We start from the raw sequence: 18,123 nt of genomic DNA, 5'->3' as shown, positions 1-18,123 counted from the left end.
CTGTAACCTGTTCTAGTTCTGCGAAAGGGAAGGCTAAGCAACGTGACGCAGGTGCCGCCGGACGAGCCCTTGGGCAGCCACGTCCTTGAACTCGAAGTGACCGACGTCGTCGCCGAGACCAGCGATGCACGCTCGCTGGTGTTCGGCGTGCCGGCCGGCGCCGACGTTCCCGCCGAGCGGCTGCGCTACGCGCCCGGACAGTTCCTGACCTTGCGCATCCCCAGCGACCGCACCGGCTCGGTGGCCCGCTGCTACTCGCTGTCCAGCTCGCCGTTCACCGACGACGCCCTGACCGTCACGGTCAAGCGCACCGTCGACGGGTACGCCTCGAACTGGCTGTGCGACCACGCGCACAAGGGCATGCGGATTCATGTGCTCGCGCCGTCGGGAACCTTCGTCCCCAGGACACTCGACGACGACTTCCTGCTGATCGCCGCCGGCAGCGGCATCACCCCGATGCTGGCGATCTGCAAGTCGGCGCTCTCCCAGGGCGCCGGGCAGGTCACGCTGCTCTACGCCAACCGTGACGAAGCCAACGTCATCTTCGCCGGGGCGCTGCGCGAGCTGGCCGCCAAATACCCCGACCGGCTGACCGTCGTGCACTGGCTGGAATCCGTGCAGGGCCTGCCGAGCACGCCGGCGCTGAGCAAGCTGATGGCGCCCTACACCGACCGGCAGGCCTTCATCTGCGGCCCCGGCCCGTTCATGCAGGCCGCCCAGGACGCGTTGGAGTTGCTGAGGGTCCCCTCCAAACAGGTGCACGTCGAGGTGTTCCGGTCGCTGGACACCGACCCGTTCGCCGCCGTGAAGATCACCGACGAGGGCGACGAGCCGCCGGCCACCGCCGTCGTCGAGCTCGACGGGCAGACCCACACCGTCTCGTGGCCGCGCAGCGCCAAGCTGCTCGACATCCTCATCGACAAGGGCCTCGACGTACCGTTCTCCTGCCGCGAAGGACATTGCGGCGCCTGCGCGGTGGTCATGCGCTCCGGCGAGGTCGAGATGGACATCAACGACGTCCTCGAACCTGATGACATCGCCGACGGTCTGATCCTGGCGTGTCAGGCACTGCCGAAGACCGACTCGGTCGAGGTCACCTACGACGAGTAGGCCGCTTCGCGCCGCGAGTGTGAATCGTCATACGGTGGCCGCGGCGTGTTGCGGATGACACCGCACCGTCGAGACGAAACCGCGCTCAGCGGGGCAGGCCGAGCAGACGTTCGCCGGCCATGGTGAGCAGGATCTGCTCGGTGCCGCCGGCGATGGACAGGCAGCGGGTGTTGAGGAAGTCGTGCACGCGCTTGTCGACGACGGCGCCTGCGGACTCCGACAATTCCATCCGGAACTCCGCCAGCTCCTGGCGGTGGCGCACCCCGATCAGCTTGCGGGCACTGGCTTCTGCGCCGGTGTCCAAGCCTGCGACCGCCAGCTGGGCGATGCGCTGATCCAGCAGGGAGCCGGCCTGTGCGGACAGGATCAGCTCTCCCACCCGGTCGAGCAGTGCGGTGTCGAGCTCGTGCTTCGCCGCCGACTGCAACATCTCCTCCACCGGGTTGCCCAGTGCGGTGCCACCGGCCATGGCGACACGCTCGTTGGCCAGCGTGGTGCGGGCCAGCCGCCAGCCGTCGTTGACCGCACCGACCACCAGCTCGTCGGGTACGAAGACGTCGTCGAAGAAGACCTCGTTGAACAATTCGTCGCCGGTGATCTCACGTAGTGGGCGCACCACGATGCCCGGGGTTTTCATGTCGACGATGAAGTAGGTGATGCCCTTGTGCTTGGGCGCGTCCTGATCCGTCCTGGCCAGGCATACCCCGTAGTGCGCCTTCTGCGCAGCAGAGTTCCACACCTTCTGCCCGGTCAAGCGCCAACCACCTTCGGCCCGAACAGCTTTCATGCGCAACGCGGCGAGGTCCGAACCCGCACCCGGCTCGCTGAACAGCTGGCACCAGATGAGCTCGCCCCGCAGTGTCGGCGCCACGAACCGCTCGATCTGCTCGGGTGTGCCGGCGTCGAGGATGGTCGGAAGCGCCCACCAGCCGATCACCAGATCGGGCCGTTGGATGCCCGCGGCGGCCAGCTCCTGGTCGATCAGCAGCTGCTCGGCCGGAGAAGCGTTGCGGCCGTGGGGCTTCGGCCAGTGCGGCGCCAGCAGGCCGTTGCCTGCCAACGCGGGCTGGCGCTGCTCGAGCGGCAGGGCCGCCACCTCGGCGACCGCGGCGGCGATCTCGGGCTGCAGGTGCGCCACCGACTCCAAATCGACGTGCAGTTCGCGGCGCACGCCCTGCAGCGTCAGCGTCGCGACCCGGCGCAGCCATGCCGGACGGCCACCGAGGAAATGGCCGATCCCGTAGGCGCGCCGCAGATAGAGGTGAGCGTCGTGCTCCCAGGTGATCCCGATACCGCCGAGCACCTGGATGGCGTCCTTGGCGTTGGTCTGGGCCGAGCCGATCCCGATCGCGGCGGCGATCGCGGCGGCGATCGCCAGCTGGTCGTCGTCAGAACCCGACCCCGCGACCGCCGCGTCAGCCGCGGCCACGGCGGCCTGCTGCGAGCGCAGCAGCATCTCGGCGCACATGTGCTTGATCGCCTGGAAGCTGCCGATCGGCTTGCCGAACTGCTCGCGCACCTTGGCGTACTCGGTGGCGGTCTCCAGCGCCCACAGCGCCACCCCGGCGGCCTCGGCCGCCAGCAGCGTCGCGGCCAGATCCTCGAAGCGTCGCCGCGACACCGACAACGTGGTGGCCGCCGCGGAGGCCAACGTCACGCGGGCCAGCGGGCGGGAGAAGTCGGTGGCCTCCAGTAACTCGACGGTCACACCGTCGCCGGCGGCATCGACCAGCACGACAGCGTCACCGACCGGCAGCAGCAGCACGCCACCCGCGTCGGCGCCCAGCACCGTCTCGACGGTGCCGGAGACCCGGCCGCCCTCGTCGCGCAGATCGGCGCGCAATGCCACACCCGCGGTGCGCTGCCCCGAGGCCAGCGCGTCGAGGAGGTCCTGGTCAGTCACCACCAGGGTGGCCAGCGCGGTGGTCACGACCGGTCCGGGGATCAATGCGCGGGCCGCCTCCTCGACCATGGCGGTCAAATCCTGAAGCGAACCGCCGGCGCCGCCGGCCTCCTCGGGTACCGCCACTCCGAACAGTCCGAGCTCGGCCAGCCCGGAGTAGACCGGCCGCCAGGCGTCGGGGGTGCCCTGCTCGACTTCCCGCACCGCGGCGTGCGCCGTCGCTGACGAGGCCCAGCTGCGAACCAACTCGCGGGCGGCAAACTGTTCGTCGGTGATGGTCGCTGACACCGTCGGCTCCTAGGTTTGACAAAGAAGGGCCGCTGAAAAACGTCTCGACCCACTAGAACGTGTTCTAATAGTGCCAGCGATCAACCGTCAAGTCGACCGCCATACCAGCAGGACACGCGGCCGACGTGGGGGATGAACAGAAGCGCCGCGCACCGTAGCAATGCGTATCGTTTCTCCACGACCGCGCACGGAAGGAGCCGTCCAGCCATGTCATCGCCCGCGCAGAAATCGTCGGCCGGATCCGGGTCGCAGCCGCGCGAGGTGATGCCGGTGTCGGTGCTTGCCGAGTCCGAGCTGGGCTCCGAGGCGCAGCGTGAACGTCGCAAGCGCATCCTCGACGCCACCATGGCGATCGCCTCCAAGGGCGGTTACGAGGCTGTACAGATGCGCGCGGTCGCCGACCGGGCCGACGTGGCCGTCGGTACGCTCTACCGCTACTTCCCGTCGAAGGTGCACCTGCTCGTTTCGGCCCTGGCCCGCGAGTTCGAGCGCATCGACGCCAAGACCGACCGGTCCGCCGTCTCTGGTGGCACACCCTTCCATCGGCTGAACTTCATGGTGGGCAAGCTCAATCGGGCCATGCAGCGCAACCCACTGCTGACCGAGGCGATGACGCGGGCCTACGTGTTCGCCGACGCCTCGGCGGCCGGTGAGGTTGATCACGTCGAGAAGATCATCGACAGCATGTTCGCCAGGGCGATGAGCGACGGCGAACCGACCGAAGACCAGTACCACATCGCCCGCGTCATCTCCGATGTGTGGCTGTCGAATTTGCTCGCCTGGCTGACGCGGCGCGCTTCAGCCACCGACGTCAGCAAACGTCTGGACCTTGCGGTGCGGCTGTTGATCGGCGACGAGGGCGCACCCTAGAGCCGGTGGCTGTTCCCGACGATCTGCATCGCGCGCTGACCGACATCGCGCGGGTTCCGCGCCTTTTGGTGGCTTCCGATTTCGACGGCACCATCGCACCGATCGTGTCCAACCCCGCCGACGCGCGCCCCATCCCGGCCGCAGCCGAGGCCCTGGCGGCGCTGGCAGCCCTGCGGGGGACCTCGGCCGCACTGATCTCCGGGCGGGCGCGCCGCGACCTGGCCGTGCTCTCCGGCGCCCCATCCGACGTGCACCTGGTGGGCAGCCACGGTTCGGAGTTCGACGCCGACTTCCTCGACGCCGTCGACGCCTCCGCCAGGGCGTTGCTGGCCGACATTGAGCAGGCGATGGCCGATATCGCCGCCCGGTACCCGGGCGCGACCATCGAGACCAAACCGGTCAGCGTCGCCTTCCATGTCCGAAACACCGCTCCCGAACACGCCCAGCAGGCGCTCGATGCCGCGCTGGCAGCTGTCGACGGCTGGGACGTCCACATCACCGAAGGCAAGGCCGTCCGGGAGTTCGCGGTGATCAACACCGACAAGGGCGAGGCGCTGGACCTGTTGCGGCAGCGCGACGAGGCCGACGCCATCGTGTTCTTCGGCGACGACGTGACCGACGAGAAGGCCTTCAGCAGGCTGGCCGGAACCGACGTCGGGGTGAAGGTGGGCCCGGGCGACACCCGCGCCGGCTACCGGGTCGAGGCGCCCGACGACGTGGCGGCGGCCCTGCAGGTACTGCACGAGATCCGCCGCGACTGGCTGGTCGGCTAGGCCGGCGGTCCGGCGGTGCGGCCGCGGACCAGTTCGGTCGACAACACATCGATGACCGGCAGTCCGTCGCGCGGCGGGCTGTGCAGCAGCCGCCCGGCCCGCTTGCCCTTCTCCAGGCTGGGCTGCGACACCGTGGTCAACCCCCGGTTCAGGGCTTCGGGAATTCCGTCGAAGCCCGTCACGGTCATCTGGCCGGGTACGTAAATGCCATGGGCGCGTAGGTAATCCATCGCCGAGATGGCCAGCACGTCGGTGGTGCACAGCAGTGCGGACAGGTGCGGGTTGGCCTGCAGCGCGTGTTCGGCGGCCGCGGCGCCGGAGGCCGGCAGGTGTTCGTAGCTCTCGACGATGGTCAGGGTGGCGGGATCCAGGCCCGCCGAGGCCATGGCGTCGAGCACCCCGGCGATCCGCTCGCTTTGGACGTGAAAGTGCGAATGCCGCAACCGATCCGGGGTCACCAGGCCGGTGCCGTGGCCGCCCGGGCCGGGCTCCCTGCCCAGTCGCATTGTCAGCAGGCCGATCTCGTGGTGGCCGAGGCCGATCACGTACTCGGCTATCCCGCGCATGGCCGCGCGGTCATCGATGCAGACCCGCGACGCCCCGGGGACATCCTTGGGCTGGTCGACGACGACGACCGGCAGGTGGCGCTGCAACACGGTCTGCAGATAGGGGTCGTCGTCGGAGGCGGCGTAGATGACGAAGCCGTCCACACCCGCCGACAACACCGCATTGGTGCCGTCAGTGACGCTGCGGCCCGGGCCGGCCGCCACCAGCAGCAGGCCTTGTCCGACTTCTTCGCACGATTCGGCCAGTCCGGCAACGAAATTGAGTGCTGCCGGATCGTTGAACGAGTACGTCAGCGGTTCGGTGATGAGCAACCCGACCGCACCGGCCTTGCGGGTTCGCAGTGAGCGAGCCACTGGGTCCGGACCCGGATAGCCGAGGCGCTTGGCCGTGGCCAGCACGCGCTCGCGCAGATCGGCCGACAACTGGTCGGGCCGGTTGTAGGCATTGGAGATCGTGGTGCGTGAAACCTTGAGTTCGGCCGCCAATGAGGCCAGCGTCGCCCGGCGCCGCGGCGCGGGACTTCTGGACATGCTCTGTGAGGCTAGCGGATCGGCTTGCGTAAACCCCGCATCAGTACTCTAGACTTTATTGGAAACGGTTTTCATTTGTATTAGAAGGAGCGGTCGTGCGCGCAGGTGCGGTTGTCGCAGTGTCGGCGTTGGTGTTGTCAGTCGGGCTGAGTGCGTGCGGCGGTGACAAGAACACCGGTGGGGCCGACACCAAATCCGGGCCCCCGTCCGTCGTCGCCTCCACCAACGTGTGGGGCAGCGTCGCCCAGGCCGTCGCCGGCGACCACGCCAAGGTGAAGGCGATCATCACCAACGCCTCAGCTGATCCGCATTCCTTCGAAGCCAGCCCGTCGGACGCGGCCGCGATCACCGACGCCGCCCTGGTGGTCTACAACGGCGGCGGCTACGACCACTGGGTCGACGACGTGCTCGCCGGCCACCCCGGTGTCACCTCGATCGACGCCTACAAGCTGCTCAGCGCCACCGGCGAACCCAGCCCCGCCAACGAGCACGTCTTCTACGACCTCGGGACCGCCAAAGCCGTCGCCACCTCGATCGGCGACAAACTGTCGCAGGACGATCCGGCGCACGCCGCCGACTACAAGACCAACGTCGCGACCTTCAACCGCGACGCCGACGCCATCGAGCAGATCGAGAAGTCGATCCGCACCACCCACCCCGGCGCGGCCGTGGTGGCCACCGAACCCGTCGCGCACTACCTGCTGGAAGCCGCCGGGCTGACCGACAAGACCCCGGAGGGCTTCGCCAGCGCTGTCGAGCAGGACACCGACCCGGCGCCCGTCGACGTCGCCGCCATGCTCGACCTGATCAAGAACCGGCAAGTCGCGGCCGTGGTGTTCAACGAACAGACCATCACCCCGGTCACCAAGCAGGTCCAGGCGGCCGCCCAGAGCGCCGGAGTGCCCATCGTCGGGGTCACCGAGACCCTGCCCGAGGGCAGCACTTATCTGTCCTGGCAGCGCGATACCGCCAACCGGTTGGCGAGCGCACTGCAGCAGAACCGATAATCACTGCTTGTGGCTGCCGAGGTCGTGTCGTTGACCGGTGCCCGGTTGGCCTTCGGCGACCGGGTGCTGTGGGATCACCTCGACCTGACGGTGTCGGCCGGTGAGTTCATCGCCATCCTGGGACCGAACGGGACCGGCAAGACGTCGCTGCTCAAGGTGCTGCTCGGCCAGCTGTCGCTGTCCGCAGGCACCGCGACGATCCAGGGCCGGCCGGTCGAGGCCGGAAGCGAGAAGATCGGCTACGTCCCCCAGCACCGTGCCGTCGACCGCGGACTGAGCCTGCGCGGCCGCGACCTCGTCGGCCTCGGTATCGACGGACACCGCTGGGGCGTCGCATCGCTGAACCCCACCGCGCGCCACCACCGCCGCGAGGCCGTCGACCGGGCGCTGGCCCAGGTGCACGCGCTGAAGCTGGCGAAGGTGGCGGTCGGGGTGATGTCCGGCGGCGAGCTGCAACGGCTCCGGGTCGCCCAGGCGCTGGCCAGTGACCCGGTGCTGCTGCTGTGCGACGAGCCGCTGCTCAACCTCGACCCCGCCAATGCCCGGCTGGTCGCCCAGCTCATCGACCGGCGCCGCCAGTCCGGCACCGCGGTGCTCTTCGTGACCCACGAGGTCAACCCCGTGCTGCCCTACGTCGACCGGGTCATCTATCTGGTCGACGGTCGGTTCCGGATCGGCACCGTGGCCGAGGTGATGACCTCCGAGACTCTCTCGGAGCTCTACCGCGCCGACATCCAGGTGGTCCAGGTCGGCAATCGGTACGTGGTCGTCGGCGAACACTTCGACCACTCCGGACACACCCAGGGCCACACCCATGAGTGACGAACTCTCCCACCTGCTGGGGCACCTGTTCTCGTTCGGCGTCACCGCCGATCTGCTCGGGCGTGACTTCGTCCAGCAAGCCCTCATCGCGGCCGCCCTGCTGGCACTGGTGGCCGGGCTGATCGGGCCGTTCATCGTGATGCGCCAGATGTCGTTTGCGGTGCACGGCTCCAGCGAGCTGTCCCTGACCGGCGCGGCCTTCGCACTGCTGGCCGGCTTCAACGTCGGCATCGGCGCGCTGCTGGGCTGCGGGCTGGCGGCGATCCTCTTCGGGGTGCTGGGCCAGCGGGCCCGCGAGCGGGATTCCGCGATCGGTGTGGTGCTGGCGTTCGGCCTCGGCCTGGCGGTGCTGTTCATCCACCTCTACCCCGGCCGGGCCGGAACCAGCTTCGCCTTGCTGACCGGCCAGATCGTCGGGGTCGGCTACTCGGGGCTGGCGCTGCTGGTGGCCGTGACGGTGGTGGTGATCGTGGTCCTGGCGGTCAGCTACCGCCCGCTGCTGTTCGCGACGGCCGACCCTGAGGTGGCCGCGGCGCGCGGCGTACCGGTGCGGGCGCTGGGCATAGTGTTCGCAGCGCTGGTCGGCGTGGTCGCCGCCCAGGGCGTACAGATCGTCGGCGCACTGCTGGTGATGTCGCTGCTGATCACGCCGGCGGCCGCAGCGGCGCGGGTGTTCAGCTCACCGGTGGCGGTGATCGCGGCGTCGGTGCTCTTCGCCGAGGTCTCGGCAGTCGCGGGCATCGTGCTGTCGCTGGCGCCCGGCGTTCCGGTGTCAGTGTTCGTCACGACGATCTCGTTCGTGATCTACCTGGTGTGCTGGGCGATCAGCAGGCGCCAGCATGACCCGGCGGCGGCGTAGCGGCTTTCCGGTGCCGCCCGGCGACCCATAGGCTGGGCCGGTGCCGTCAGTGGATCTCAATGCAGACCTGGGCGAGGGTTTCGGCGTCTGGGAACTCGGTGACGACGACGCCATGCTCGGCATCGTCACCAGCGCGAACCTCGCATGCGGCTTCCACGCGGGCAACCCGGTGCGGCTGGCCCGCACCTGTGAGTCCGCAGCGCGGTCCGGTGTGCGGATCGGCGCCCAGGTCGGCTACTTCGACCTCGCCGGCTTCGGCCGCCGCTACATCGACGTCGAGCCCGCCGAGCTGACCGCCGACATCATCTACCAGATCGGCGCCCTGCGCGGGCTGGCCCAGGCCGCCGGGACAGCCGTCGGCTACGTCAAACCCCATGGCGCCCTGTACAACACGATCGTCAACGACCGAGGGCAGGCCCGCGCCGTAGCGCAGGCGATCCACGCCGTCGACCCGGGCCTGCCGGTGCTCGGGCTGGCCGGGTCGGTGTTCTTCGACGAGGCCCGCGCATTGGGCCTGCGCACCGTCGCTGAGGCCTTCGCCGATCGCGCCTACCAGCCCGACGGTCAGCTGGTCTCCCGGCGTGAGAAGGGCGCCGTGCTGCGCGACCCGGCTCAGATCGCCGACCGCGTGTCGACGATGGTGACCTCCGGACAGGTCAAAGCGATCGACGGGACCACGATCACCATCGAGGTGGAATCGGTTTGTGTACATGGTGATTCACCGGGTGCGGTGGAAATCGCCACAGCGGTTCGTGAACGCCTGCTCGCCGCCGGCGTCGAGCTGACGGCCTTCACCTGATGCGCCTGAAGCTCGGCCGCCCCGACATCGGCGACTACCGCGACCGGTTCGACCTGACCGCCGCCAAACCCGATGCGGCGCTGGCCATCACCTGGCTGGGTGTGTCGACGCTGTTGGTCGACGACGGCACCACCGCGGTGCTCACCGACGGGTTCTTCTCCCGCCCTAGCCTGCTCGACGTGGGATTGCGGCGGCTCACCCCGTCGGAGTCGCGGATCGACTACTGCCTGAACCGGGCCGGGATCAACCGGCTTGCCGCGGTGCTGCCCGTGCACACCCACTTCGACCACGTCATGGACTCCGCGGTAGTCGCCCAGCGAACCGGGGCACAGGTGATCGGCGGCCAGTCGGCCGCCAATGTGGCTCGCGGAGCCGGCCTTGGCTCCGGCAGCATCGTCGTCGCCCATCCCGGCGAGCCGCTGAGTCTCGGGCCCTTCGACGTGACGCTGATCGAATCGCACCACTGCCCACCGGATCGCTTCCCCGGGGAGATCACCCGACCAGTCGTCCCCCCGGTCAAAGCGGCGGCCTACCGCTGCGGTGAGGCGTGGTCCACGCTCATCCACCACACACCCAGCGACCGCAGAGTGCTGATCCAGGGCAGCGCCGGATTCGTCCCCGGCGCACTCGAGGGCCGGCGCGGCGAGGTGGTCTACCTCGGCGTCGGTCAACTCGGCCCCCAGCCGGAGGACTACATCACCGACTACTGGCGGCACACCGTCGAAGCCGTTGGGGCACAACGGGTGATCCTCATCCACTGGGATGACTTCTTCCGCCCGCTGACCGAACCACTTCGAGCGCTGCCCTACGCCGCAGACGATCTCGACGTCACGATGCGCGTGCTGTCACGTCTGGCCGACCGTGACGGCGTGCGGTTGCACCTGCCGACGGTGTGGCAGCCCACCGACCCCTGGACCTGAGTCTTGACCGACCTGATCATCTCGCTGGTGCTGTTGGCGGCCGTCCTGCTGTTCGCGATCGCACGGCCGGCCGGCTGGTCCGAGGCGGTGGCGGCGGTTCCGGCCGCGGCCGTCGTCATCGCCGTCGGCGCGGTGACACCACACGACGCGGTCACCGAGATGAGCCGGATGCTGCCGGTCGTGGCGTTCCTGGCTGCCGTGCTTGCACTGGCCAGCCTCTGCGACGACGAGGGCCTGTTCGAGGCGGCCGGGTCGTGGATGGCACGCACCAGCACGGGCCGACCGCGCCGCCTGCTGGGCCAGGTGTTCGTCGTCGCCGCGGCAACGACGGCGATCCTGAGCCTCGACGCCACGGTGGTGCTGCTGACACCGGTCGTGCTGGCGACCGCGCGGATGCTGCGGGTGCCGGCACGCCCCCACCTGTATGCCACCGCGCACCTGTCCAACACCGCGTCCCTGTTGCTACCGGTCTCCAACCTGACCAATCTGCTGGCATTCAGCGCTGCCGGGTTGTCGTTCACCCGGTTCAGCGTGCTGATGGCCGCACCGTGGCTGGTGGCTGTGGCCGCCGAGTACGCGGTGCTGCGCCTGGTGTTCCGCCGCGACCTCGCCGCCCTGCCCGCCGTCGATGCCCCCGAGCCCGTGCCGCGACCGGTGTTCGTGTTGGTGGTGCTGGGCTTGACCCTGGTGGGCTTCGCCGTGACGTCGTTCGCCGGGCTGTCGCCGGCCTGGGCTGCGCTTGCCGGTGTGCTGGTGCTCGGCGTGCGGCCGCTTGCCCAGCGGCGCAGCACAATTGGCGGCATCGCCCGCTCGCTGAACCTGCCGTTCTGTGTGTTCGTCCTGGCGCTGGCCGTGGTGGTCAAGGCCGTCATGGTCAACGGGCTCGATACCGCCGCCGGCGATCTGCTGCCCGCAGGGGACAGCCTGGCGGCGCTGCTCGGTATCGCGGCCCTGGCCGCGGTGCTGTCCAATGTCGTGAACAACCTGCCTGCGGTGCTGGTGCTGCTGCCCCTCGTCAGTGGCCCGGCCGCGGTGCTGGCGGTGCTGATCGGGGTCAACATCGGACCGAACCTGACCTATGTCGGCTCGCTGGCCAACCTGCTGTGGCGGCGGATTCTGCACCAGCACGGCGAGCCGACCGGCGTGCGGGAGTTCACCTGGCTGGGACTGCTGACGGTGCCGCTGTGCCTCGTCGTCGCCGTGGTGGCACTGTGGGCGGGAATCCGGCTGATCGGCGCCTGATCCCGTCAGCCGCGCCCGGGCGCTGCGCACAGCGCCGCGGTGGCCGCCAGGATCGAGGCCTGCACGTCGGCCTCGGGAACGTCCTTGAGACCGGTCGCCGCTCGCAGGAAGTCCCCGAACAGACACCAGCTCACATAGACCGCGAGGCTATGTGCCGCAGCAAGTCTGGTCTCGCGGTCGTCACCGTGCTGGCGCAACAACGGATCCAGTATTAAGGCCACGTTGGGGAAGGTGGACTGCAACTCTCCCACCGGAAAGCCATCGAGTGAGACCCGGGCGATCACCCGCAGGTGACGGTCGATCGCGGCCTGGGCCACCGCCGGCTCGGGTGAGCTGGCGATCAGCGCAGTGAAATACGAGCCGAGCCAAGTGAGTACGGCGCCGACGAGTTGATCCTTGGTTCCGAAATGGCGGTAGACGAGGCCGTGGTTGACGCCCGCCCGCGCCGCGACATCCCTGATGGAGGTGGCCGTCGGACCCCGCTCGGCGAACAGATCGGCAGCCGCCACCAGGATCGCGTCCACCACCTCTTCCCTGCCCCGCGGACAGGCAACCTCCGATGCTGTTGCCGACGGTGTAGTCATGTGACTACGATAGCTCACCATCAGCTGTAGTCACCCGACTACGACCGCACCGCGACGAGAGGTTCACGATGGCCAGCACCGTGACTGTGACGAAATTGACCAGCCGGATCGGCGCCCAGATCGACGGCGTCCGACTGGACGGGAACCTCGATCCCGACGCGGTACACCTCATCGAGAAAGCACTGCTGGACAACAAGGTGATCTTCTTCCGGGGCCAGCACCACCTCGACGACACCCAGCAGCAGGAGTTCGGGCGGCTACTCGGAACTCCCGTCGCGCACCCGTCCATCAAGCACGCCGACCCGGAGAAGGCACTGATCCAACCGCTGGACTCCGAATGGGGCAAGGCCACCCAGTGGCACACCGACGTGACATTCCTGGCCAATTACCCCAAGGCCTCCATCCTGCGGGCGGTCATCCTGCCCAGCTACGGCGGATCGACCCTGTGGGCCTCGACGGTGGCCGCCTACGAAGCGCTGCCCTCGAGCCTCAAGCGATTCACCGAAGACCTGTGGGCGTTGCATTCCAACCAGTTCGACTATGTGATCAACAGCAAGATCGACGGGATCAACGAACTGGTCGACTTCACCGCATCCGACTTCCGCACCGAACATCCGATCGTGCGCGTGCATCCCGAAACCGGTGAGCGCTCGCTGCTCGTGGGGTCCTTCGTCAAGTACATCCTCGGGCTCGACCCCCACGAGTCCGCCACCGTGATCGATCTACTCCAACGTCGAATCACTCAGCCCGAGAACGTCATTCGCTGGGAATGGCAGCCCGGCGACGTCGCGATCTGGGACAACCGCGCCACCCAGCACCGGGCCATCGACAACTACGACAACCAACGGCGCCTGGTCCACCGGGTCACCCTGGCCGGCGACGTGCCGCAGTCGGTCGACGGCCGGCACAGCCGCGGGGTCGGAAACAGCAACCGCGACACCGTCGCGGCCTGAGGCCCGGGTCCTAGCGGCGGCGGCGCTGGCGGGCCACTTCGGCGAGCACCACACCGGCGGCCACCGACGCGTTCAACGACTCCATCGGCCCTGCCATCGGAATCGACACCACCACGTCACAGGTCTGGCGCACCAGCCGCGACAGCCCCTTGCCTTCGGACCCGACCACCACGACCAACGGACCGGAGGCGTCGAACTCGTCCAGTTCGGTGTCGCCCTCGGCGTCCAGGCCGACCACCTGCAGGCCCGCATCCGACCACTCCTTGAGCGTGCGGTTGAGGTTGGTGGCGCGGGCGACCGGAACACGCGCTGCCGCACCGGCACTGGTGCGCCAGGCCACCGCGGTCACCGACGCCGAACGCCGTTGCGGGATGAGCACACCGTGCCCGGCGAACGCTGCCACCGAGCGCACGATAGCCCCCAGGTTGCGCGGGTCGGAGATGTTGTCGAGCGCGACCAGCAGGGCCGGGTCGACGTCGCGCGTCGCCGAGGCCAGCAGGTCGTCGGGATGGGTGTAGCGGTAGGGCGGCACCTGAAGAGCGATGCCCTGATGCAGGCCGTTGGAGCTCATCCGGTCCAGGTCGGTGCGCGGCACCTCGAGTATCGGGATGCCGCGATCGGCAGCCAGTGTCACCGACTCCGTCAGCCGCTCGTCGGCTTCGGCACCCAGCGCCACGTACAGCGCGTTGGCCGGGGCGTCTGCCCGCAGGCATTCCACGACCGGGTTGCGGCCGAGGACCATTTCGGTTTCGTCGGTGGGCTTGGTGGCCGGCTTGCGCGCCGGTTTGGCGGCCCGCTTGTTGGCCGGATGTCCGGGACGCATGTGCGCCGGCGGTGTGGCGCCGCGCCCCTCGAGCCCGCGCCTGCGCTGCCCGCCTGAGCCGACGGTCGGCCCCTTCTTGGTGCCTGCCTTGCGAATTGCGCCGCGGCGCTGGGAGTTACCCGCCATCTGCTTTGCTGCCTTCTTCGCGCAGCGCCCATTGCGGGCCGTCTGCAGTGTCGGTGACTTCGATTCCGGCTTCCTTGAGTCGGTCCCGGATCTCGTCGGCTTGCGCCCAGTCGCGGGTCTGGCGGGCGTCGTCGCGGCGCTGAAGTTCTGCACGCACCAGGACGTCGACCGCACCGAGCGCGGCCGAGGTCTCGTCGCGGTTCTCCCACCGTTCATTGAGCGGGTCGCAGCCGAGAATGTCCATCATGGCCCGGATTTCACCGGCCTTGGCCAGCGCCGTCTCGTGGTCGCCGGACTCCAGTGCCCGGTTTCCGTCGGCGCGCGCGCTGTGTACCTCCGACAGTGCGACCGGGACGGCGAGGTCGTCGTCGAGTGCGGCACCGAACTTCTCGGTCCAGGTGCCGGGCACCACGGTCCCGACCCGGGTACGCACCCGGTGCAGGAACTCCTCGATGCCGGTGTATGCCTTGACGGCGTCCTGAAGAGCGTTCTCGGAGAACTCCAGCATGGACCGGTAGTGCGCGCTGCCCAGGTAGTAGCGCAGCTCGGCCGGCCGAACCCGTTGCAGCACAGCGGGAATCGATAGCACGTTCCCCAGCGACTTGCTCATCTTTTCGCCGCCCATGGTGACCCAGCCGTTGTGCAGCCAGTACCTGGCGAAGCCGTCGCCGGCGGCGCGGGCCTGGGCGATCTCGTTCTCGTGGTGCGGGAACACCAAATCCATTCCACCGCAATGGATGTCGAATTCAGCGCCCAGGTATTCATGGGCCATCGCGACGCACTCGGAATGCCAGCCCGGCCGACCCCGGCCCCACGGCGTGGGCCACGACGGCTCGCCGGGCTTGGCGCCCTTCCACAACGTGAAGTCGCGTTGGTCGCGTTTACCTTCGCCGGCGCCCTCGCCCTGGTGCACGTCGTCGATCCGGTGCCCGGACAACTTGCCGTACTCCGGGAAGCTGAGCACGTCGAAGTAGACGTCGCCGGAGCCGGTGTAGGCATGGCCGGTGTCGATAAGGCGATCGATGAGCTCGACGATCTGGGTGATGTGTCCGGTCGCCCGCGGCTCCGCCGAGGGCGGCAGCACACCGAGGGCGTCGTAGGCGGCGGAGAACTCACGCTCGTGGGTGGCCGCCCACTCCCACCACGGCCGACCCGCGTCGGCGGCCTTGGTGAGGATCTTGTCGTCGATGTCGGTGACATTGCGAATGAAGGCGACGTCGAAACCCTTGGCCATCAGCCAGCGCCGAAGAACGTCGAAAGCCACGCCGCTGCGGACGTGTCCGATATGGGGCAGGCCCTGCACGGTCGCACCGCACAGATAGATGGAGGCATGGCCGGGCCGGATGGGCACGAATTCGCGCACGCCACCGGTGTAGGTGTCGTGTAATCGCAAACTGGTGCCGGTCACGACGCGCCAGCTTACCGGCCTAATCGGCGTTATCCGGCACCGAGTCGCCGCGGGACACCACCAGAGCGGTCGCCACTGCCGCCAGTCCCTCGCCGCGGCCCGTCAGCCCCAACCCGTCTGTCGTCGTCGCCGACACCGATACCGGCGCGCCGAGCAGCTCGGTGAGCAGCCGCTGCGCCTCCTCGCGGCGCGGACCGATCTTGGGCCGGTTACCGATCACCTGCACCGCGGCGTTGCCGACCACGAAACCGGACTCGGCCAGCAGGTCACGCACGTGTGCCAGCATCTGCGCGCCGGTGACGCCACGCCACTGCCGCTGGTCGACACCGAAGACCGCCCCGAGGTCGCCGAGCCCGGCCGCCGAGAGCAGGGCGTCGCACAACGCGTGCACGGCGACGTCGCCGTCGGAGTGCCCTGAGCAGCCGTCGGCGCCGTCGAACAACAGGCCCAACAGCCAGCAGGGCCGGCCGGCTTCGATCGGGTGGACGTCGGTGCCCAGCCCGACACGGGGAATCGTCATGCGCCGAGCACCGCTTGGGCGAGCCGCAGATCCAGCGGCGTGGTGATCTTGAAGGCCAGCGTGTCACCGGCGACGGTGTGGACCGGGGTTCCCAGGAACTCGACCAGCGAGGCGTCATCGGTGACGACTGCGCGGGCGGCGCCCTCGTAGGCGCGGCGTAGCAGTGCGGTTTCGAAGCCCTGCGGGGTCTGGACCGCGCGGAGTCCGGCACGTTCGGGCGTTCCCAGGACCACGCCGTTGGCGTCGACGGCCTTGATGGTGTCGATGACGGGGAGCACCGGGATGACAGCGCGAAGTCCGTCGCGCAGTGCGGCAACCACCCGCTGGATCTGTGCGACCGGGGTCAGCGGACGGGCCGCGTCGTGGACCAGGACGAAGTCCGGATCCCCTACCGCGGCCAGCGCCCGCCGCACGGTATCGGGACGTTCCGGACCACCGGCCACCACGGTGGCCCGGTCACCAAGGATGAGTTTGGTCGCGTCGACCCGCTCTTCGGGCGCGGCCACGACGACCCGATCGACGACGCCGGAATCGAGAAGTGCGTCCACGGCACGTTCGAGCATGGTGCGTCCGCCGAGATCGACGAATGCTTTGGGAATTCCGGCACCGAGCCGCTCACCGGAACCAGCGGCCGTCACGACCGCGACAGTCTCCGACACCGATACCCCTCAGGGCAGTCAGGAGGCGGCGGCCAGGACCTCGTCGAGAATGATCGACGCCTTGGCGTCATCGGTGTTCTCAGCCAGCGCGAGCTCACCGACGAGGATCTGACGAGCCTTGGCCAGCATCCGCTTCTCGCCGGCGGACAGGCCGCGCTCCTGATCACGGCGCCACAGGTCGCGAACCACTTCGGCCACCTTGTTGACGTCGCCGGAAGCGAGCTTCTCCAGGTTGGCCTTGTAGCGACGCGACCAGTTGGTGGGCTCTTCGGTGTGCGGCGCGCGCAACACCTGGAAGACCTTGTCCAGGCCTTCCTGACCAACAACGTCACGAACGCCGACGTACTCGGCATTATCGGCTGGAACTCGAACGGTCAGGTCTCCCTGGGCGACCTTCAAGACGAGATATTCCTTCTGTTCGCCTTTGATGGTCCGGGTTTCGATCGCTTCGATCAATGCAGCACCGTGGTGTGGATAGACAACGGTGTCTCCGACCTTGAAAATCATCAGATTCGAGCCCCTTTCACTCCTCAATGCTAGCACGGCGTCGAATAGCGTGCGGATCAACGGTGCAGGTCAGGGGCACTGCAGGTGAAGGCGGGGGGTTGACACGGTGACGAAAGCGTGCAACGAGCAGGCCTGTTCCAGTGCTCTGCGGCAACGGTTTGCGATGTTGCCGTCGAGGTAGGGCGACCCTTGGCTACCGCGCGGCCGTGGTACCTACTACGCTACATAGTCGAACCGCGGCGGCGAGATTCTGCCGACCGCACCGGCCCAAGCAGGAGGCTGCTGTGAACCGCTTGTCTAACCGCCTCGTGGTGGCAACCGCGACGCTGGCCGCCGGTGGCCTGCTCCTCACCGGCTGCGGATCTGGCCAGATCTCGCAGACCGCCAGCCAGGAGTCCGCGGTCAACGGCAGCACCGCCAACATCAAGAACATCGCACTGCGCAATGTCCACCTGCAGGCTGTGCAGACCGGCGACTCCCTCAAGCCCGGCCGCACGGTTCAGCTGATCTTCCTGGCAGCCAACAACTCCCCCGACGTCAACGACAAGCTGGTCGGCATCACCAGCGACGTGGGCTCGGTAGAGGTGAGCGGTCCGACCGCGATCCCGGCGTCCTCGCGGCTGCTGGTCGGCACGGCCGACGGCCAGGATGAGGTCACCGCGCTGAGCAGCGCGCAGCCCACCACCGCCGAGGTGACGCTGAGCGAGCCGATCACCAACGGACTGACCTACAAATTCACCTTCGAGTTCGAGAAGGCCGGCCAGGCCACGATCGCCGTGCCGATCTCGGCGGGTGAGGCTCCCCGCCGCGACGAAGTGGGCACCGGCGGCGGACACGGCTGAGCCCGGCCGAT

General features: G+C 68.6%; 18 protein-coding genes and 1 pseudogene. 11 read left to right on the top strand and 8 right to left on the bottom strand.

What is annotated here, in order from left to right; translation table 11 throughout:
- The first annotated feature begins 42 nt into the window (after nucleotides 1-42).
- A complete protein-coding gene (locus HBE64_RS01990; RefSeq protein WP_167097288.1) occupies nucleotides 43-1,110 on the top strand; it encodes a ferredoxin--NADP reductase in 1,068 nt (355 codons plus the stop codon).
- 85 nt (nucleotides 1,111-1,195) lie between these two features.
- On the opposite strand, the gene HBE64_RS01985 is transcribed toward HBE64_RS01990, so the two are convergent.
- Nucleotides 1,196-3,301 carry an acyl-CoA dehydrogenase gene (locus HBE64_RS01985; RefSeq protein ID WP_167097286.1) on the bottom strand — a complete coding sequence of 702 codons (2,106 nt, stop codon included), beginning with the start codon at nucleotides 3,299-3,301 and terminating at the stop codon, nucleotides 1,196-1,198.
- Nucleotides 3,302-3,571: 270 nt separating this feature from the next.
- Here HBE64_RS01985 and kstR point away from each other — a divergent pair, with 270 nt between their 5' ends.
- Nucleotides 3,572-4,171, top strand: a complete 600-nt coding sequence (gene kstR, locus HBE64_RS01980; protein ID WP_167108505.1) for a cholesterol catabolism transcriptional regulator KstR — start codon at nucleotides 3,572-3,574, stop codon at nucleotides 4,169-4,171.
- 5 nt (nucleotides 4,172-4,176) lie between these two features.
- Nucleotides 4,177-4,941: pseudogene (gene otsB / locus HBE64_RS01975) on the top strand (trehalose-phosphatase); the annotation flags it as partial.
- On the opposite strand, the gene HBE64_RS01970 reads toward otsB, so the two are convergent.
- On the bottom strand, nucleotides 4,941-6,041 hold the full coding sequence (locus HBE64_RS01970) for a LacI family DNA-binding transcriptional regulator (protein WP_167097282.1): 1,101 nt from the start codon (nucleotides 6,039-6,041) through the stop codon (nucleotides 4,941-4,943). The pseudogene otsB and the gene HBE64_RS01970 overlap by 1 nt on opposite strands.
- A gap of 95 nt (nucleotides 6,042-6,136) precedes the next feature.
- Between HBE64_RS01970 and HBE64_RS01965 the strand changes: the two genes are divergently transcribed.
- The 6 genes from HBE64_RS01965 to HBE64_RS01940 are packed head-to-tail and all read left to right on the top strand — an operon-like array spanning nucleotide 6,137 to nucleotide 11,690.
- The gene (locus tag HBE64_RS01965; RefSeq protein ID WP_208300549.1) at nucleotides 6,137-7,048 is read left to right on the top strand and encodes a metal ABC transporter solute-binding protein, Zn/Mn family; all 912 of its coding nucleotides are present in this window, start codon (nucleotides 6,137-6,139) and stop codon (nucleotides 7,046-7,048) included.
- A 9-nt stretch (nucleotides 7,049-7,057) separates the two neighbouring features.
- The gene (locus HBE64_RS01960; protein WP_167097280.1) at nucleotides 7,058-7,870 is read left to right on the top strand and encodes a metal ABC transporter ATP-binding protein; all 813 of its coding nucleotides are present in this window, start codon (nucleotides 7,058-7,060) and stop codon (nucleotides 7,868-7,870) included.
- Nucleotides 7,863-8,729, top strand: coding sequence for a metal ABC transporter permease (locus tag HBE64_RS01955; RefSeq protein ID WP_208300548.1), 867 nt, complete (start codon nucleotides 7,863-7,865; stop codon nucleotides 8,727-8,729). The genes HBE64_RS01960 and HBE64_RS01955 overlap by 8 nt, the downstream gene beginning before the upstream one ends.
- A gap of 40 nt (nucleotides 8,730-8,769) precedes the next feature.
- On the top strand, nucleotides 8,770-9,528 hold the full coding sequence (locus HBE64_RS01950) for a LamB/YcsF family protein (protein WP_167097278.1): 759 nt from the start codon (nucleotides 8,770-8,772) through the stop codon (nucleotides 9,526-9,528).
- Complete coding sequence (locus HBE64_RS01945; protein ID WP_167097276.1) at nucleotides 9,528-10,448, top strand: MBL fold metallo-hydrolase; 921 nt, start codon at nucleotides 9,528-9,530, stop codon at nucleotides 10,446-10,448. The genes HBE64_RS01950 and HBE64_RS01945 overlap by 1 nt, the downstream gene beginning before the upstream one ends.
- A 12-nt stretch (nucleotides 10,449-10,460) precedes the next feature.
- Nucleotides 10,461-11,690, top strand: coding sequence for an SLC13 family permease (locus tag HBE64_RS01940; protein WP_167108496.1), 1,230 nt, complete (start codon nucleotides 10,461-10,463; stop codon nucleotides 11,688-11,690).
- 5 nt (nucleotides 11,691-11,695) lie between these two features.
- Here the strand turns inward: HBE64_RS01940 and HBE64_RS01935 are convergent, their stop codons facing one another.
- Entirely contained in the window at nucleotides 11,696-12,274 is a 579-nt protein-coding gene (locus tag HBE64_RS01935) for a TetR/AcrR family transcriptional regulator (protein WP_167097274.1), read from the bottom strand.
- Nucleotides 12,275-12,342: 68 nt separating this feature from the next.
- Here HBE64_RS01935 and HBE64_RS01930 point away from each other — a divergent pair, with 68 nt between their 5' ends.
- Nucleotides 12,343-13,227, top strand: coding sequence for a TauD/TfdA family dioxygenase (locus tag HBE64_RS01930; RefSeq protein ID WP_167097272.1), 885 nt, complete (start codon nucleotides 12,343-12,345; stop codon nucleotides 13,225-13,227).
- A gap of 10 nt (nucleotides 13,228-13,237) precedes the next feature.
- Here HBE64_RS01930 and rlmB read toward each other — a convergent pair whose 3' ends face one another.
- The 5 genes from rlmB to carD are packed head-to-tail and all read right to left on the bottom strand — an operon-like array spanning nucleotide 13,238 to nucleotide 17,270.
- Entirely contained in the window at nucleotides 13,238-14,176 is a 939-nt protein-coding gene (gene rlmB, locus HBE64_RS01925) for a 23S rRNA (guanosine(2251)-2'-O)-methyltransferase RlmB (protein WP_167097270.1), read from the bottom strand.
- Nucleotides 14,166-15,584, bottom strand: coding sequence for a cysteine--tRNA ligase (cysS, locus tag HBE64_RS01920; protein ID WP_167097268.1), 1,419 nt, complete (start codon nucleotides 15,582-15,584; stop codon nucleotides 14,166-14,168). Before cysS ends, rlmB begins: the two co-directional genes overlap by 11 nt.
- 19 nt (nucleotides 15,585-15,603) lie before the next feature.
- Nucleotides 15,604-16,104 carry a 2-C-methyl-D-erythritol 2,4-cyclodiphosphate synthase gene (ispF, locus tag HBE64_RS01915; RefSeq protein ID WP_167097266.1) on the bottom strand — a complete coding sequence of 167 codons (501 nt, stop codon included), beginning with the start codon at nucleotides 16,102-16,104 and terminating at the stop codon, nucleotides 15,604-15,606.
- Nucleotides 16,101-16,763 (bottom strand): 2-C-methyl-D-erythritol 4-phosphate cytidylyltransferase, encoded by a 663-nt coding sequence (gene ispD, locus HBE64_RS01910; RefSeq protein WP_167097264.1) that lies wholly within the window; start codon nucleotides 16,761-16,763, stop codon nucleotides 16,101-16,103. The genes ispF and ispD overlap by 4 nt, the downstream gene beginning before the upstream one ends.
- An 18-nt stretch (nucleotides 16,764-16,781) precedes the next feature.
- Entirely contained in the window at nucleotides 16,782-17,270 is a 489-nt protein-coding gene (carD, locus tag HBE64_RS01905) for an RNA polymerase-binding transcription factor CarD (protein ID WP_167097262.1), read from the bottom strand.
- 284 nt (nucleotides 17,271-17,554) lie between these two features.
- Here carD and HBE64_RS01900 point away from each other — a divergent pair, with 284 nt between their 5' ends.
- Nucleotides 17,555-18,112, top strand: coding sequence for a hypothetical protein (locus HBE64_RS01900; protein WP_167097260.1), 558 nt, complete (start codon nucleotides 17,555-17,557; stop codon nucleotides 18,110-18,112).
- Nucleotides 18,113-18,123 lie beyond the last annotated feature (11 nt).

Source organism: Mycobacterium sp. DL592 (assembly GCF_011694515.1).
Lineage (GTDB): Bacteria > Actinomycetota > Actinomycetes > Mycobacteriales > Mycobacteriaceae > Mycobacterium.
This window is presented reverse-complemented; position numbering and strand designations above follow the sequence as displayed.

Coding starts and splice junctions, on each gene's coding strand:
- HBE64_RS01970 (WP_167097282.1), bottom strand. CDS start 6,041: ATGTCCAGAAGTCCCGCGCCGCGGCGCCGGGCGACGCTGGCCTCATTG.
- HBE64_RS01955 (WP_208300548.1), top strand. CDS start 7,863: ATGAGTGACGAACTCTCCCACCTGCTGGGGCACCTGTTCTCGTTCGGC.
- HBE64_RS01945 (WP_167097276.1), top strand. CDS start 9,528: ATGCGCCTGAAGCTCGGCCGCCCCGACATCGGCGACTACCGCGACCGG.
- HBE64_RS01935 (WP_167097274.1), bottom strand. CDS start 12,274: ATGACTACACCGTCGGCAACAGCATCGGAGGTTGCCTGTCCGCGGGGC.
- HBE64_RS01930 (WP_167097272.1), top strand. CDS start 12,343: ATGGCCAGCACCGTGACTGTGACGAAATTGACCAGCCGGATCGGCGCC.
- rlmB (WP_167097270.1), bottom strand. CDS start 14,176: ATGGCGGGTAACTCCCAGCGCCGCGGCGCAATTCGCAAGGCAGGCACC.
- ispF (WP_167097266.1), bottom strand. CDS start 16,104: ATGACGATTCCCCGTGTCGGGCTGGGCACCGACGTCCACCCGATCGAA.
- carD (WP_167097262.1), bottom strand. CDS start 17,270: ATGATTTTCAAGGTCGGAGACACCGTTGTCTATCCACACCACGGTGCT.